This is a genomic window from Streptomyces sp. NPDC017940 (assembly GCF_044328435.1).
Lineage (GTDB): Bacteria > Actinomycetota > Actinomycetes > Streptomycetales > Streptomycetaceae > Streptomyces.
This window is the reverse complement of sequence record NZ_JBIRHJ010000005.1, coordinates 64343-78982: the sequence shown is the minus strand read 5'-3', so window position 1 is coordinate 78982 and position 14640 is coordinate 64343. Positions and strand designations below refer to the sequence as shown.

The 14640-nt window shown below is 72.3% G+C and carries 15 protein-coding genes; 11 read left to right on the top strand and 4 right to left on the bottom strand.

What is annotated here, in order from left to right:
* Nucleotides 1-77: 77 nt before the first annotated feature.
* A complete protein-coding gene (locus ACH4DX_RS18505; RefSeq protein WP_398123395.1) occupies nucleotides 78-956 on the top strand; it encodes a helix-turn-helix transcriptional regulator in 879 nt (292 codons plus the stop codon).
* An 81-nt stretch (nucleotides 957-1037) separates the two neighbouring features.
* Here the strand turns inward: ACH4DX_RS18505 and ACH4DX_RS18500 are convergent, their stop codons facing one another.
* Entirely contained in the window at nucleotides 1038-1679 is a 642-nt protein-coding gene (locus tag ACH4DX_RS18500; RefSeq protein ID WP_398123394.1) for a hypothetical protein, read from the bottom strand.
* An 834-nt stretch (nucleotides 1680-2513) separates the two neighbouring features.
* On the opposite strand from ACH4DX_RS18500, the gene ACH4DX_RS18495 reads away from it, so the two are divergent.
* From ACH4DX_RS18495 to ACH4DX_RS18470, 6 genes are all read left to right on the top strand, one after another.
* A complete protein-coding gene (locus tag ACH4DX_RS18495; protein ID WP_398155894.1) occupies nucleotides 2514-3056 on the top strand; it encodes a hypothetical protein in 543 nt (180 codons plus the stop codon).
* A gap of 61 nt (nucleotides 3057-3117) precedes the next feature.
* Nucleotides 3118-3597, top strand: a complete 480-nt coding sequence (locus ACH4DX_RS18490) for a hypothetical protein (protein WP_398155893.1) — start codon at nucleotides 3118-3120, stop codon at nucleotides 3595-3597.
* Nucleotides 3598-3626: 29 nt separating this feature from the next.
* Nucleotides 3627-4064, top strand: coding sequence for a hypothetical protein (locus tag ACH4DX_RS18485; protein WP_398123391.1), 438 nt, complete (start codon nucleotides 3627-3629; stop codon nucleotides 4062-4064).
* A gap of 301 nt (nucleotides 4065-4365) precedes the next feature.
* A complete protein-coding gene (locus tag ACH4DX_RS18480; protein ID WP_398155892.1) occupies nucleotides 4366-5514 on the top strand; it encodes a PucR family transcriptional regulator in 1149 nt (382 codons plus the stop codon).
* A 298-nt stretch (nucleotides 5515-5812) separates the two neighbouring features.
* Nucleotides 5813-6265, top strand: a complete 453-nt coding sequence (locus tag ACH4DX_RS18475; protein WP_398155891.1) for a hypothetical protein — start codon at nucleotides 5813-5815, stop codon at nucleotides 6263-6265.
* A gap of 148 nt (nucleotides 6266-6413) precedes the next feature.
* Nucleotides 6414-7853 carry an FG-GAP-like repeat-containing protein gene (locus tag ACH4DX_RS18470; protein WP_398155890.1) on the top strand — a complete coding sequence of 480 codons (1440 nt, stop codon included), beginning with the start codon at nucleotides 6414-6416 and terminating at the stop codon, nucleotides 7851-7853.
* Between the two features lie 84 nt (nucleotides 7854-7937).
* On the opposite strand, the gene ACH4DX_RS18465 is transcribed toward ACH4DX_RS18470, so the two are convergent.
* Nucleotides 7938-8564, bottom strand: coding sequence for a 2OG-Fe dioxygenase family protein (locus tag ACH4DX_RS18465; protein WP_398155889.1), 627 nt, complete (start codon nucleotides 8562-8564; stop codon nucleotides 7938-7940).
* Nucleotides 8565-8689: 125 nt separating this feature from the next.
* Entirely contained in the window at nucleotides 8690-9712 is a 1023-nt protein-coding gene (locus tag ACH4DX_RS18460; protein WP_398155888.1) for a GlxA family transcriptional regulator, read from the bottom strand.
* Nucleotides 9713-9854: 142 nt separating this feature from the next.
* Between ACH4DX_RS18460 and ACH4DX_RS18455 the strand changes: the two genes are divergently transcribed.
* The 3 genes from ACH4DX_RS18455 (at nucleotide 9855) to ACH4DX_RS18445 (ending at nucleotide 12575) form a co-directional block, all read left to right on the top strand.
* Nucleotides 9855-10724: a S1 family peptidase gene (locus ACH4DX_RS18455; protein ID WP_398155887.1), complete on the top strand. Its 870-nt coding sequence runs from the start codon at nucleotides 9855-9857 to the stop codon at nucleotides 10722-10724.
* A 138-nt stretch (nucleotides 10725-10862) separates the two neighbouring features.
* The gene (locus ACH4DX_RS18450) at nucleotides 10863-11828 is read left to right on the top strand and encodes a GlxA family transcriptional regulator (RefSeq protein ID WP_398155886.1); all 966 of its coding nucleotides are present in this window, start codon (nucleotides 10863-10865) and stop codon (nucleotides 11826-11828) included.
* 9 nt (nucleotides 11829-11837) lie between these two features.
* A complete protein-coding gene (locus ACH4DX_RS18445; protein ID WP_398155885.1) occupies nucleotides 11838-12575 on the top strand; it encodes a VOC family protein in 738 nt (245 codons plus the stop codon).
* A gap of 107 nt (nucleotides 12576-12682) precedes the next feature.
* Here ACH4DX_RS18445 and ACH4DX_RS18440 read toward each other — a convergent pair whose 3' ends face one another.
* Nucleotides 12683-13297 carry a TetR/AcrR family transcriptional regulator gene (locus ACH4DX_RS18440; RefSeq protein ID WP_398155884.1) on the bottom strand — a complete coding sequence of 205 codons (615 nt, stop codon included), beginning with the start codon at nucleotides 13295-13297 and terminating at the stop codon, nucleotides 12683-12685.
* Between the two features lie 76 nt (nucleotides 13298-13373).
* Between ACH4DX_RS18440 and ACH4DX_RS18435 the strand changes: the two genes are divergently transcribed.
* Complete coding sequence (locus tag ACH4DX_RS18435) at nucleotides 13374-14435, top strand: LLM class oxidoreductase (protein ID WP_398155883.1); 1062 nt, start codon at nucleotides 13374-13376, stop codon at nucleotides 14433-14435.
* The last annotated feature ends 205 nt before the right edge of the window (nucleotides 14436-14640 follow it).

The window sequence follows — 14640 nt, the reverse complement described above, 5'->3', positions numbered from 1 at the left end:
GTGATCATGGCCGGATCTGCCCATCGAAGCGGTGGACCCCTCCGGGACGCGCGGCCGGTGTCGCATAATCGGATGCCATGGGGGCCACCACAGGACATCTCAAGCTGAACGAGTTCCTCAGGGCCAAGCGCGCGGCCGTCTCTCCCGAGGAGGCGGGGCTGGAGAGCGCCGGACGCTTCCGTAGGGTGCCGGGCCTGCGTCGGGAGGAAGTCGCGCAGCTCGCAGGGGTGAGCGTGGACTACTACACACGTCTGGAACAGGGACGGGTGCAGCACGCCTCGGAGGGCGTGCTGGCCGGTATCGGCCGCGCGCTGATGCTCGACATGGCCGAACGCGAGTACCTGCACTCGCTCGTGAAGGCACCCGCCAGGGACATCCAGCAGTTCGAGGAGCGCTCGGTGTCCCCCGGGACCCAGCTGCTGCTGGACAGCATGGACTACGTCCCCGCGGTCGTGCTCGGCCGCTGCATGGACGTGCTCGCCTGGAACGCCCTCGGCGCGGCCCTGTTCGTGGACTTCGACCAGGTGGAACCGGAGCGCCGCAACCTCGCCCGGATGGTCTTCCTCGACCCCCGCGTCCGCTCGCTCTACCTGGACTGGGAGGACGTGGCCAGCAGCTTCGTGGCGCAGCTGCGCATGGACGCCCTGCGCTACGCGGACTCCCCGCGCCTGGACGCCCTGGTACGCGAACTCTGCCACGCCGACGCCGACTTCCGCCGCTGGTGGCACCTGCACGACGTGCAGGCCGTCACCTCCGGCCGCAAGCGCGTCAAGCACCCGGTGGCCGGTGAGCTCACCCTGGACTGGCAGGCCTTGCAGATCGCCTCGGCACCGGACCAGGCCATCGTGGTCCACATGGCCCCCCGCGACTCCGACACCTGGCGGGGCTTCGAGCGGCTCGCCGCGTGGCACGGGGCACGGGGACAGGGCGAGGGGGCAGCGGGCGGCGCCGCGTGAGCTTGGCCCGGGGTGACGCGCCCTCGCGGTCGGCGGCGACCCGGGAGCGGTCCCGCGCCACGGGGGAGTGAGGGCTCCTCGTTACGCCTCTGTGGCCGGGGGGCGGGGCGGGAGCACGGGGGAGAGGCCGGGCAGGCAGTGCCGGACGCGGACGGTGTGGATCCCGCGGGCCCGGGCCGATGTGATGTGGTGGCTGAGGACGTCCAGGGCCGCGGTGCGGATGCGGGTGAAGAGGTCGCTGGCCGAGAGCACCAGCAGACACCGCTGGACGGGCAGGTGGAGGGGGCCGACGGGCGGGCGTCTGAGCGTGGCGGCCCCGCACTGCCGCAGCGCCCGCAGGGTGCCCCTGTCCCCGGACGTGGCAAGGACGGTATCGGCGGTGCGGGAGCAGCCCCGGCTGGTGCTCTGTTCCAGCAGGGCGGCGGCGAGGAGGAAGACCACGTGGTCCCGGCGGGCACAGCCCGCTGTCGCCGCACCCCGGGCGGCTCCGGGTGCGGTGTCCACGAGCATGGCGCCGGCCAGGAGGCACTCCTGCCACAGGACATGCCAGCGCGCCCGGCGGTGCGCGGCACGCGAACCGGACACCGGCAGCTGCGCGGGCCCCAGCAGCCGGGAGGGCCCCAGCCGCTGGGAGGCCCCCGGCGGCTGCGCGGGCCCCGGCACGGGTGATGGTCTGCGGGCCGGGTCGGGGCCGCTGCTCATCGAAGACGTGGCGTGCGGCACGCCCGGGCCGTACGGCCGCGCAGCGCGGCGCAGGCGCGCCCGCGTGGAGATGCCTGCGCGTGGGGCGCGGCCGGCACGTCGCGGGGGAGGGGGGCCGTCAGGGGGGACTGCGGGGTCCGGGCTGTGAGGCGGTACATGGTGACACCTTCGGTCGTGGTGCGTGCGGTGGCGTGAGGGGCTCGGCGGCATCGGGACCAGGCCGTGCCGCGCTTCGCTGTCCTTGTTCCTCGGGGGGAGAACCGGATGTGTCAGCAGATGTGTCGGCAGATGTGTCAGCGGCGGAAAAGCGGCACCGTAAAAACAGGGCCGCCGAGCCGCATGAATTCCCGTCGGCTCGCGCCGGGTTTCGATTGTTGCCCGAAACGTGACAGCTGGGGAAGCACTTTCACTCAGATGCGGGTGGAGAAATGATTCACCTCCGCGTGGCGAGCACGAATTCGCCCGCCAGCATTATGACCGCGGGGATCGGTAAATAATACCGCGTAGCTCGATGTGGGTACTTTCAGGTTCACATACTTACTGCGCGGGGATCTGCCCAGTGTGCCACCTGGGTGAAGGCTGTCCCCAACGGTCTGCCCTGCCTCTCTGGCGCATGCCGGACGGACTTGCCGAACTGCCGGAAAAAGACCGAGCGGGAGTGAAGGGAAATCACCGAAGGCGAGTGCTGGACCAGAAAACCCTGTCTCGGTTCACGGCCGTTCAACCCATCATCACGCCTTGGATCGACGATGACCGTGTCGGTTCTTCGAGGCGTCCGCGAAAGCGAGGGAAAAAATAATGTACTCCAACGCGCTGGACACGTTTGTCCGATCCGCGGTGCACGGTAGGGAAATCATGATCATCCACCGGGTGACCGGTGGATATCTGACGCAGAACGGTGATTTGCAGATCGAGTCGGACGACATCACGAAGATCACCGACGAGCGGCATCTGTGGCGCGTGCGCCTGGTCGGCTACCGCAGGAACAACACGGTGTTCACCTTCGAGAACAAGAGCAGCGGCCGCGTGCTGTCCGTCGACGAGAAGGACCCGCGCGGGCCGATGACCTACACCGAGCGGCAGGAGCCGGACGCACACGGCTCGGCCCCCGCGCCCGGCGAACGGCAGCAGTTCTTCGTGCTGCCGCTGTGCTGCGGCGGCTACTCCCTGGTGCCGGTGAAGTACCCCGGGCACTGCCTACAGCCCAAGGACAACCGCCCCGGCCCCGGCAGCGGCCGGCCGGCCCCGTACTACGGCCGCGACTCCAGCCTGGACGGCTCCCACGACTTCGTCCTGGCACCGACCCAGCCGCCGCGCAAGGACCCCACCGACCGCGACCTCGACAACGGCAACGGCGGCGGCGGTTCCGGGGGAGACCGCGGCAGCAACGTCGACTGACCCCGGCGCGCGAGGAGCCGGGTGCGCGACGACACCGACCGACGGACAAGGAGAGCAAGCCATGACAGCCATCAAGCAGATCAACGTGCTGTTGCAGACCGCCGACATCGAGGGCGCCGGGACCGACGAACTGATCTATCTCGGCATCGCGGGCCGGGAGTTCCTCCTGAACCTGCCCAAGGACGAGACGGACACCGACCGCAACAAGAGCACCCGCTACGTCCTGGGCGAGAAGGCAAATGTCGCCCGGCCCGAGGACAACGACCCCCGCATGCCGCAGCTGGACACCGACGACCTCGACCGGTTCCCGGTCTATGTGCGTCTCTCCCCCCTGCCCGCCCGGGGCGATCAGCCGCAGCAGGAGATCGACTGGGTCGCCGAACGCGTCACCGTCACGGTCAACCCGGGCACGAACGCCCCGCACTACTTCGACCAGCCGCACCTGATCAACGACGCGGCGGACCGCCGCATCAAGCTCGGCGAGCGCTCGGGAACCATCCTCCACCTCAAGCGCAACGACGACTCCCCGCTCCTGCCCTGACAGCGAGCCGCACACAGGAGAAGGCACACATGGCCGACATCACCAAGATCACCGCACGCGTCCTGACCGCCGATGAGGAGAACGCCGAGACCGAGGGCAGGGTCTATCTCGGCATCGCAGGACGGGAGTTCCTGCTGGAGAACAACCGCTCCATCCAGCGCGGCCAGTACATCGACTACGTGCTCGGCGACGGAGCCAACGTCACCAGCCCCGAGTACAACGACCCGCGCAAGCCCCAGCTCGACACCGACGACCTCGACCGCTACCCCGTCTACATCCGCCTGGAGGAGGAGGGCGCCAACCCCGCCTGGTGCCTGGAGCAGGCGTACATCACCGTCAACCCGGAGTCCAGGACGCCGCAGCAGTTCCACAACCGGCGTCTCCAGGGCACCGGAAGCGACGCCGCCCGCATCTGGCTCAGCAGCCAGTACGGCTCCAAGGTCCACCTCAAGCGCGACGACGCCTGAGCCGCCTGCCCGGCGTGCGGGAGCGGGTGCAGCCAGGTCTAGTGGCTGCACCCACCCCCCGCGGACGGCCGTCACCGCGCGCGCCGGAGCACAGCCGGAGCACAAGAGACGGGCACGGGCGGCACCCGGGGGCCGAAGGGCCGGCCGCGGGGCTCGAGGGCGGCCGGAACCAGGTCTAGTGGTTCCGGCCGCCCTCAGCGTAGCTGTCCGGCGCCACCGGTTGCCGGACATCCGCCCGCCGTCCGCCTCGACTGCCCGCAGCGGCCCGGATCCGTGCCCACCCCTGCCATGAGGAGAGATCTTGGACCGCACGGAAGTCCCCCTGCCCGCCACCTGGCACCGGCCGGGCCCGGCCAAGGAGGCCGCACGCCGACTCCAGCGCGAGGCCGGGGCACTCACCCGGCAGGTGCTCGCCGCGCTGCCCCCGCCGGAAGCAGCCACCGCACACCGGGCCGCCACCGTCGAACACGACCTGGCCGCCTGGTTCGCCGTGCTGAGCGAGGACCTGTCCGCGAAGCAGGTCGCCGCCCTGTTCCGCGTCCGGGCCGCCACGCACGCGGCCGCCGGCCTGCGCTGCGAGGAAGCCCTCCTCCAGCAGGGCCTGTGCCTGACCACGCTGGCCCAGGCGGCACCCAGGACACCCCAGGGCCCGGTCACCAGCCCCACCCGGCCGCACGGCCCGCACCTGCTCCTCGTCGCCTGCCGGGCGATCGTCGGCTACTACGACTCCCTGCGCGGCACACCCAAGAACGCCCCCGCGCCACCCCGGCAGGAAACCCGCGGCCCCGATCGGCCCGTCCTGTCCGATCGGCCCGTCCTGTCCGACCGGCCCGACCGGTCCGGCCTGTCCGACACCGCACCGCGCTGGTGCATGTCCGCCGCACAGCGCAGGAAGGACAGCGTGCCCGCCCTGCGCGCATTCCGGGCCGCCAACCCCCGGGCCCGCATCGTCGTCACCGGTGACCACCTCATCGCCTTCACCCGCGAACGCCCGCAGCGGCCCGAAGTCTTCGGGCCCTACGGGCTGGTCCCCGTGGCGGACGGCGCACCGGCCGACGCGGCCCGGCAGGCCGCACTCGCCGCCGTGGTGGCCCGGTACTACGGCGAGAACATCGAAAGCCGCGACACGTGGCCGCTGCTCGCGGCACTGGACATAGACGCCGAGAAACGCGAGGCATACATGAACTCCTGTCTCGGCCCGCTGTACACGAAGGACCGGAATTCGCATCTGCTACAGACACTCGCTGCTTATCTGGCACACAACATGTCGGTGACCGCGGCGGCCCGCGCTCTCTACATCCACCGGCAGACGATGACGCACCGGCTACAGGCGATCTGCTACGTCACCGGACTGGAACTCGACAGCCCCCTCGACCGGTTGCGTGCCGAACTCGCCCTCCTCCTCGGCCGCGTGGCACGCGTTCCCGGCCCGCGGGGACACGACCGCTGACAGGGCGTACCGCACCGTACGCCCGGCAGTCCGGCGGCAGCCGGCGCAGACCCGGAGCCTTTGCTTCCCGGGGCGTCGAGAACCGAAACCGTGAACTGTCCGCACACCGCCAACATGTCGTGCCATGACATTTCCGGGAATCGGGAACAGACCCGGCGGGGATTCTCTCGACAAGCAACAGGCAAGGAAGCGACTGGATTCTCCACCGCCGTATTTCGGCGGTGCGGAGGGGAATTCGGCCGCAAGTGCAGCCCGGGCCCCGGGATGCAGGCAACCACCGTGAACCAAGGAGAAAACAATGGCGCAAGATGCCGCAACCTCCCCCGAGAAGACCAAGGACAAGTCCGCGGCCGCGACGCGGAACCTCGCGTTCCAGGTGGTGACCATCCACCTGGAGGGGTCGGTCAAGGACGCGAAGAGCGCGAGCAAGTCGGTCACCTTCCCCGCGCCGATCGCGCGCTACAGCAACGGGCAGCCCATCGCCAACGTCGCCCTGAAGGGCTTCCGCCTGGTGTACCTCGACCACGCGGGCAACCGCCTGGACTTCGCCCAGTGCGAGGAGATGGCGCGCGTGCGCGTCTACGACGCGCAGGGCACCTCGATCACCGTCGAGGCCAAGGCGCTCCTGGCACCGGCCATCCCGGGCAACGTCAACCACACCTTCAAGGCCGCGGTCGAGGCACTCGTCGTCGCGGAGATCGAGGGCGAGGGCAACAGCACGGGTGAGAACAACAGCGGCCAGGACTGGTAGACCAGCCGGAGCCGCGACGGCGGCCAGGAGACCGGCATGCCGGTCTCCTGGCCGCCGCTGCGCGTGCCGCCGCTTTCCGTACAACCGTTCCCCCATGTCAGGGGTCTTGGAGGCGTCTTTCCGATCGAACACCTAGGGGACAACGGACGTGCGACGCCACACCCGTCACGCCATCGCGATCGCCGCGGCGGCCACGACACTCACCGGAGGCCTGCTGGTCTCCACCGGCACCCGGGCCCAGGCCGCCCCCACGGCTCCCGCGCCCAGCCGGTACTCCGACGACTTCAACGGCGACGGCTACCACGACCTGGCCATCGGCTCCCCGGACGCCGGGGTGAAGGTCACCGGCACGGAGGGGGCCACCACGACACTGGGGAACGCCGGCTACGTCACCGTCTCCTACGGCGGCAAGCACGGCGCCCAGAAGACCGGCCTGAAGGTCCTCACCCAGAACAGCCCCGGTGTGCCGGGCGACTCGGCCCAGGGCGGGCGGTTCGGGCAGGTCCTCTCCAGCGGCGACTTCAACGCCGACGGTTACGCGGACCTCGCCGTGGGCGGGCAGAGCCAGGTCAGCCTCCTGTGGGGCAGCCGCACCGGCCTCAAGGGCGGCACCTCGACGGCCGACCCCAAGCGCTGGCCCGGCTTCGGCTCGGTCCTGAAGGCCGGTGACTTCACCGGCGACGGGAAGACCGACCTGGTCGTCGGCTACTCCACCTCGCTGCACCTGTTCAAGGGCCCCTTCACGGCGGACGGCACGCCCGTCTCCACACGGGAGGTGGACACAGGCCGCAATTACCCCGTCTACGACGAGGGGGCCCAGGAGCGGATCGCGGTGGGCCGCGTCAACAAGGGCTCCATCGACGACCTCGTCGTCCTGGGCGAGCGGCGCATGCGGGGCCGGGTGCTCCTCGGCGGGGCCTCGGGGCTGCGCCTGACCCCGGTCACCGTCCGGGGCGGCAACAGCGTCGCCGTCGCGGACTTCGACAAGGACGGCTACGGCGACGTGGCGGTGGGCGACGCGGAGTCCGTGCTCGACACCGAGACCGCCGCGGGCGTGGTCCGGGTCAACTACGGCTCGTCCAACGGCGCGGACGAGAACCGCAGCATGCGGATGTTCACCGAGGACACCCCCGGCGTCCCCGGCGGCGTGCAGAAGGGCGACCGCTTCGGCTCCGCCGTCGCCGCCGCTGACCTCGACCGCGACGGCTACGCCGACCTGGTCGTCGGCGCCACCGGTGAGCGCAAGTCCACCTGCGAGCACTGCTACATCAGCGGCGGCGGCCTGTACGTCCTGAAGGGCTCCTCCAGGGGCGTCACCGGCACCGGCGCCGCCTTCTACGCCCACAACGCGCCCGGCCTGCCCCGCCCCACCGGCACCTACCGCATCCCCCGGCAGCTCAGGGCCACCGACCTGAACAACGACAAGCAGCCCGAGATCACCCTCCCGGTCCGGGCGACCACGCCGGAGGTCTGGTCGGTGGGCACCAAGGCCGGAAAGGTCGCCGGCTCCGCACCCACCCGCGTCGTGAAGGCACCGGCCGACCCCCAGGTCACCACCGGCACCGACTTCGGCGTCCTGGCCCGCTGACGGCCGCACGGCACGGAACACCCCCAGGGGGCCGCACGCCACCGCGGCGCGCGGCCCCCCCGCCCGGTGCGGGCCGGGACGGGGTCAGCGGGAGGTGAGCGTCGTCACCAGGACGTCCCGGTGGCCAGGCCCTGCGGTGTCCTGCGGGCGGACCGGCGAGACGGCGTGCCAGGTCGCCCGGTCGTCGCTCAGCAGGAGGGTCGCGGGTTCGCTGAGCGTGGTGGCCGCGATCTCGCGGCCGTCCGCGTCATAGACCGTGCTGCGGCCGCCGGTCACGTTCTCCCGCCCGATCAGCATCGAGGACACCAGGGTCACACCGTCCTTGTGCCGCCCTTCAGGGGTGGGCTGCGCCAGGCCGTCGGACTGTGCGACCACCCGGAAGGGATGCACTCTGACGGTCCACTCGGCGGCACCGTCCATGCTCCCGGCGACCTCACCGAGCAACCGCATCAGCGCGTACAGCACCGGTTCCGCCCGGAACGCCTCGGTAAGGGGCTCGAAGCGGCGTTCGACATCCACGTACAGGGGGTTGCTGTCCTCGGGCTGCACGAACGCCTCGTGGTCCAGCGGCGCGATCTCCCCGGCCCGGGACAGCAGGAACTGCCCGTAGCGCCGCAGACGGCACGTGCCCTTCTCGGCCGCGTACCGATCCGCCACCAGGTCCTCCCAGTGCGCGGCGAACCGCTCCCACACCGAGGGAGCGGCATCCACGCACCGGGAGACCGCGGCCGGGGGCATCCGGTGCCAGCCACAGCCGACGACATCGTCCCGCGCCGCCCGCACCAGGGCCCTCGCGTCGCCCGTGGCCGTGCTGCCCCCGCTGCCCCGGGCCGCCGTCAGGGCTGTTCGGGGCGTTCCGGCCAGGTGATGCCGGAGACCAGTGCGCGGAAGGCCGTGCGGTAGGTGGTGGGGCTGGTGCCGGTGGAGCGCTGGAAGTGGTGGCGCAGGTTGGCGGGGGTGCCCAGGCCGCTGCGGGCGGCGATGCGTTCCACCGGGTCGTCGGTGCGCTCCAGGAGCCGCTGGGCGTGCTGGATCCGCGTACGGAGCAGGTACTGCAACGGAGTGAGTCCCGTCTCGGCGCGGAAGCGGCGGGTCAGGCTGCGGACGCCGAGCCGCGCCCGGCCCGCGATGTCGTCGAGGGTGAGCGGGTGGTGCAGGTTGGCCTCCATCCACCGCGTCACCGGTTCCAGGCTGCTGCCGGGCGGGGTGACCGCGTTGTACGCGGCCTCGGCCGCCCCCGGACCGTCCTCGGGCGCCGCCCCACCTGCGTCCTGCGCCTGTGCGTGCAGATGCAGGAAGAGCTGCCGTTCCGTCTCGATGGCCACCGGATCCCCGTGGTCCAGGGTGATCAGATGCAGACACAGGTCGACACCTCCCAGCACCCCGGCCGCGCTGTGGAAGGCGCCGTCGGCCACCGCGGCCCCCTCGGGATCTACCTCGATACGGGGGTACAGCCGCGCCAGTTCCCGCGTGTGCCGCCTGCTGGTGGCCGCCCGGCGCCCGTCCAGGAGGCCGGTGGCCGCGAGGGTGAACGTGCCGGTGCCCACGGCGCCGACGCGGGCCCCGCGCGCCGCCGCGGCCAGCAGGGCGTCCACGACGCCGGGCGGCGGCGCGGCCCGGAAGCCCTCGTGCCCCAGCAGCAGCACTGTGTCCGCGTCGTCGAGCCCCTCCATGCCCCAGGGCGCCTCGATGCCGAAGGGCGCGGGACCGCCCGTGCCGGCGAACCCCGGCCCCGCGCAGACCCGTACCTCGTACGCGACCGGGTGGTGGTGCCTGGCCGCCGTGGCGAAGGCGAGGCCGGGGGCGGTGAGCTGGTGCCCCGGAGCCCCGTCGAGGGCGAGGACGGCGATCACTGACATGTCCAGAATTTAGCCCAGGGTGACATCGCAGCCGCTGTTTACGGGGGCCGCCCGCGACGGATGATCGCAGAGCGGTGGGAGGGAGGCGGACGAACGCCCCGCCCACGCGCCATACCGTCACCTTTTTGCGAAAGGCCCGTTCATGCACGCCACCGACACCGCTCCCGCCCCCGAGGCCCCTTCCTGCGGCCCTGCCGCCCCTTCCCGGCAGGGCTCGCGCCGGCTGCTCGCCCGGGGCGCCGCGGCGCTCGGCGCGACCGCGCTCCTGGGCGTCACGGTGATGACCGGCAGCGCGAGCGCCATCGTCAACGGCGAGGACGCGACCCAGCACTACCCGTACATGGCGACGGTGCCGATCAAGCAGTCTGGCGCCCAGTGCGGGGCGACGCTGGTCGACGCCCGGTGGGTCCTCACGGCCGCCCACTGCGTCAACCCCGAGCTGGCCACGCTCACCGGCAAGATCCGCGTCGGGAGCGACCACCGTACGACCGGCGGGTCCGTCCGCAACATCGACAAGATCGTCACCGCGCCCGGCTACGTGCAGGACATGACGGGCACGACCCACAACAAGAACGACCTCGCGCTGATACGCCTTGACCGCCCCGTCTCCCAGAAGCCCGTCCGCATCGCCGACAAGGCGGGCCCCGTCGGCACGCCCACCCGCATCCTCGGCTACGGCACGGTCGTGGAGGCGCCGTCGCTGGAGGACGCGAAGTTCCCCGACCGCCTCCAGCAACTGGACACGCGCAGGGGCGCGGTGAACGAGTGCGCCCCGGGCTGGGCGGACAAGACGCGGCTGTGCACCGTCAGCCTGAAGCCGAAGGCCATGGCGTGCAACGGCGACTCCGGCGGCCCGCAGCTCCAGCGCGCGAAGAACGGCCGCTGGGAGCTGATCGGCGCCACGTCCGGCCCCGGCAGCCTCCGCGAGGGCTGCGCGACGGGACCGGGGCTCTACTCCAACGTGCCCGCCTTCAAGAGCTGGATCCACAAGACGATCCACAAGGGCGGCTGAGGGACCGCGAGCCGCTGAGGTACGGCGAGGGCCGCTGACGGGGCCGGGGAAGGGCGGCTGACGGGCCGGGGAGTGCGGCTGGCGGGCCGCGAGGGCGGCTGACGCGGGCCGGCTCGCGCGGATGGTTGGATTCCCGCTATGCCAGTGATCGCCGTCCTCGCCCTCGACGGGGCCCCGGGCCACCACCTCACCACGCCCGGCCTCGTCTTCGGCACCGCCTGCCGCGAGTACCCCGAGGAGGTGTCCTACGAGGTCAGGCTCTGCGCGGCACCCGGGTTCCGGGCGACCGGCGGCCCGGGGCCCGCGCTCGCGGTCCGCCCGCCCCACGGCCTCGATGGCACGGCGGACGCCGATGTCGTACTGGTCCCCGGGCACGCCGGCCACCGCGCCGGGCAGCCCCCCGAGGGCGTCCTCGCCGCGCTGCGTGCGGCGGCGTCCCGCGGCGCCCGCGTCGCCGCCGTCGGCACCGGCACGTTCACGCTGGCGGCCACCGGCCTCCTGGACGGGCGCCGGGCCACGACCGGCTGGCGGCACGTGGAGGAACTGGCCGCGCTGCACCCCCGTATCGACGTCGATCCGGGGGGCACGGTTGTCGAGGACGGGCCGTTCTGCACGGCGGCCGGAGTGTTCGGGGGCATGGACGTCTGTCTGCGGCTGCTGGCCCGCGACCACGGCCGCCGGGTCGCGGGACGGACGTCACGGGAACTGATCACGCCGCTGCACACGGACGCGGACAGCGTCCAGGAGGCCATCGACCGGGAGGTCGCCGAGAGCACGGGGCTCGAACCCACCCTGCGGTGGATCGACACCCACCTCCACCTCCCGCTCACGCTCCCCGAGATCGCCGCCCACGCGCGCACCAGCACCAGCGGCGTGACGCGCCGCTTCCGCGCCCACACCGGGCTCAGCCCCCTCCAGTACGTGCTGCGCGCGCGCCTGCACGAGGCGATGCGGCTGCTGCGGGAGACGGACACCCCCGTCGAGGCCGTCGCGCACGCGACGGGCTTCGCCTCACCCGCCGCCCTGCGCCACCACTTCCGCGCCCGCACCGGCACCACCCCCCGCGCCTACCGCAGCGCCCACGGCCCGGCGGGCGGCTTCTAGGATCTGCGCATGTCGACAAGGCTCGTACAGATCACCATGAAGGCCCAGGACGACTCCGCGCTCGGCCGGTTCTGGGCGCAGGCGCTCGGTTGGGGTGTCGACAGCGAGGGACCCGGCGTCACCAACCTCGAACCCCTGGGGTTCTCCTACCCCGCCCCCGAGGCCGTCTGCATCGACATCGTCGCCCGCCCGGAACCCAAGACGGTCAAGAACCGGGTGCACCTCGATCTCGCCACCACCTCCGCCGCCCACCAGGCGGAGCTGGTCGCGCGCCTTGAGGACCTCGGCGCGAGGCCCGCCGACGTGGGTCAGGGCGAGGTCCCCTGGACGGTCATGGCCGACCCCGAGGGCAACGAGTTCTGTGTCCTGGAGCCCCGCCCGGTCTACCGCGGCACCGGGCCGATCGCCGCGGTGGTTCTCGACTGCACCGACCCGCGGGAGATGGCCCGGTTCTGGGACGGGGCGATGGACTGGACGCTGCTCGAGGTCACCGACGACCACGCGACCATGCGCTCCGCGCAAGGCGTCGGCCCCTACCTGGAGTTCCTGCGCACCCCCGGCACCAAGAGCGGGTGGAACCGCGTCCACCTCGACGTCCGCCCCTACCCCGGTGACGACCTCGCGGCAGAGGAAGCCCGGCTCCGCGCCCTGGGCGCCACCGATCCCGGTATCGACCGGTCCGCGATCTCCTGGACGGTACTCGCCGATCCGGAAGGCAACGAGTTCTGCCTCCTGGCCCCGCGCTGACCCCGAGCGGGGTTCCGGCCGGTCTCCGGTCGGAGCAAGGCTCCGGCCGGTCTCCGGTCAGCGGCGGAGTACCGCTGCCTCCGGGCACCCGCCGCCCGGCGCCGCGCTCACAGGCCCGCGCGCACCAGGACGGCGAGGTGCTCCGCGGCCAGGCGCAGCGGTGCGTCGTCACTGGTGACACGGCTGAGCAGCTCGGCGCCCTCCAGGGTCGACAGGACGGTGCAGGCGAGCGCGGCGGCCTGTACCTTCGCCAGGCCGCCGCGGTGCAGCCTGGCCGCGATCAACTCGCGCCACTGCCGCAGCGCTTCGTCCGAGGTCCGCTGGATCAGCGGGGAGCGGCCGATGATCTCCAGCGCGGTCGCGGCCACGGGGCATCCGTCGGTCCAGTCGGAGTCGCGCAGGGAATCGGCCATCAGATGGGCACACCTGGCGACGGCCTCGGCGGGATCGTCGGTGCCGGACAGCCCCTGCTTCAGCAGTTCGGTGAACTCCGCCGCGCCGAAACGCAGTGCCTCCGCGGCCAGTTCCTCCTTGCCCTGCGGGAAGTGGTGGTACAGGGAGCCGTAGGTGGCCGCTGCCTCTTTGAGGATCTGCTTGATGCTGGTGCCCTCGTACCCCTGGCGCTGCAACAGCGTGGCCGTGGCCATGACGAGCCGGGTGCGGGTGTCACCCTGCTCCGCCCGCCCGGCCGGCTTCCGCTCTGTGGGAACTGCGGGTCTCATGGCGCCAGACTACCGAATAGATCGATCGATCCAGTCTGCTAGTCTCCGCTAGATCGATCGATCTAGCGAAGGTGTGATGAACGACGTGTCCGCGTACGAGGCCCACCCGGCCGACCCGCCCCACGCGCCCCACCCGGTCCACCCGGCCCATCCGGTCCATCCGGGGTTCGCGCGCATGTTCACCCCCGGCCGGCTCACGCTCGGCCTCTTCCTGCCGCTGTGGCCCTACAGCGGCGACATGAAGGCCATGACCGGCCAGGCGGAGGTGATCGAACGCGCCGACGCCTCGCCGTTGTCGGCGCTGTGGGTGCGCGATGTCCCGCTGTACGACCCCGGGTTCGGCGACGTCGGCCAGGTCTACGACCCCTGGACCTACCTGGCCTGGCTTGCCGCGCACACCCGGCGCCTCTCCCTGGCGGCGGGCAGCGCGGTCTTCACCCTGCGCCACCCCATCGACCTGGCCAAGCAGAGCGCGTCCATCGACCAGCTCAGCGGCGGGCGCCTGGTCCTCGGGGCGGCATCGGGGGACCGGGGCTCGGAGTTCCCCGCCTACGGCATCGACCACGCCGCACGCGCGGAACGCTACCGGGAGGCCTTCCACTGGTTCCGCGAGCTGACACAGAGCACCGCCCCCCACCTCTCCTCCGCGCTCGGCCGCATGGGCGGCGGCCTCGACGTCCTGCCCAAACCCGTCACCGGCCGGATCCCCCTCCTGGTCACCGGCTCCTCGCGGCAGAAGCCGGAGTGGATTGCCGAACAGGCGGACGGCTGGCTGATCCACCCGGGCTCACCGAACTCCGTCGCGGGCACCGGCGCACTCGGGCGCAAGGTCGCCGCCTGGCGGCAGCTGATCCCCGGGGGCCGGTTCAAGCCGGTCGCCACCAACGAGTGGCTCGACCTCGCCGAGGACCCGCGCACCGGGCCCCAGCCCCTGCGCGGCGGCTTCGTCCTGCGGATCGGCACCGAGGCGCTGATCGAGCACCTGCACCGGTGGCAGGAGCTGGGCGTCAACCACGCCGCCCTGGGCGTGCAGCACGGCCGCCGCCCCGCCGCCGATGCGGTGGCCCAGCTCATCGAGGAGGTCGCCCCGCACTTCCCGGCCCTCGCGGGCCCCGAGCCGCAGGCACCCGCATGGTGACCGGGCGCGCCGCACCCGCCGGGTCCACCGCATCTGCTGGGTCCGCATCCGCTGGGTCCGCCGCATCCGCCGGGTCCACCGATCCCGCCGCACCCACTGGGCCCGCCAGGCCCACCACACCCGCCGCACTCAAGGGGTCCGCCGCCCCCGCCGAACGCGGCGCCACGCCGCCGGTGCGGCACGCCTCGGGGGAGGACTTCCGGGA

Excerpts from the sequence above, each read along its gene's own strand:
- ACH4DX_RS18505 (WP_398123395.1), top strand. The coding sequence starts at position 78 with ATGGGGGCCACCACAGGACATCTCAAGCTGAACGAGTTCCTCAGGGCC.
- ACH4DX_RS18440 (WP_398155884.1), bottom strand. The coding sequence starts at position 13,297 with ATGAGACCCGCAGTTCCCACAGAGCGGAAGCCGGCCGGGCGGGCGGAG.
- ACH4DX_RS18445 (WP_398155885.1), top strand. The coding sequence starts at position 11,838 with ATGTCGACAAGGCTCGTACAGATCACCATGAAGGCCCAGGACGACTCC.
- ACH4DX_RS18455 (WP_398155887.1), top strand. The coding sequence starts at position 9,855 with ATGCACGCCACCGACACCGCTCCCGCCCCCGAGGCCCCTTCCTGCGGC.
- ACH4DX_RS18460 (WP_398155888.1), bottom strand. The coding sequence starts at position 9,712 with ATGTCAGTGATCGCCGTCCTCGCCCTCGACGGGGCTCCGGGGCACCAG.
- ACH4DX_RS18450 (WP_398155886.1), top strand. The coding sequence starts at position 10,863 with ATGCCAGTGATCGCCGTCCTCGCCCTCGACGGGGCCCCGGGCCACCAC.
- ACH4DX_RS18495 (WP_398155894.1), top strand. The coding sequence starts at position 2,514 with ATGATCATCCACCGGGTGACCGGTGGATATCTGACGCAGAACGGTGAT.
- ACH4DX_RS18485 (WP_398123391.1), top strand. The coding sequence starts at position 3,627 with ATGGCCGACATCACCAAGATCACCGCACGCGTCCTGACCGCCGATGAG.
- ACH4DX_RS18435 (WP_398155883.1), top strand. The coding sequence starts at position 13,374 with ATGAACGACGTGTCCGCGTACGAGGCCCACCCGGCCGACCCGCCCCAC.
- ACH4DX_RS18490 (WP_398155893.1), top strand. The coding sequence starts at position 3,118 with ATGACAGCCATCAAGCAGATCAACGTGCTGTTGCAGACCGCCGACATC.
- ACH4DX_RS18475 (WP_398155891.1), top strand. The coding sequence starts at position 5,813 with ATGGCGCAAGATGCCGCAACCTCCCCCGAGAAGACCAAGGACAAGTCC.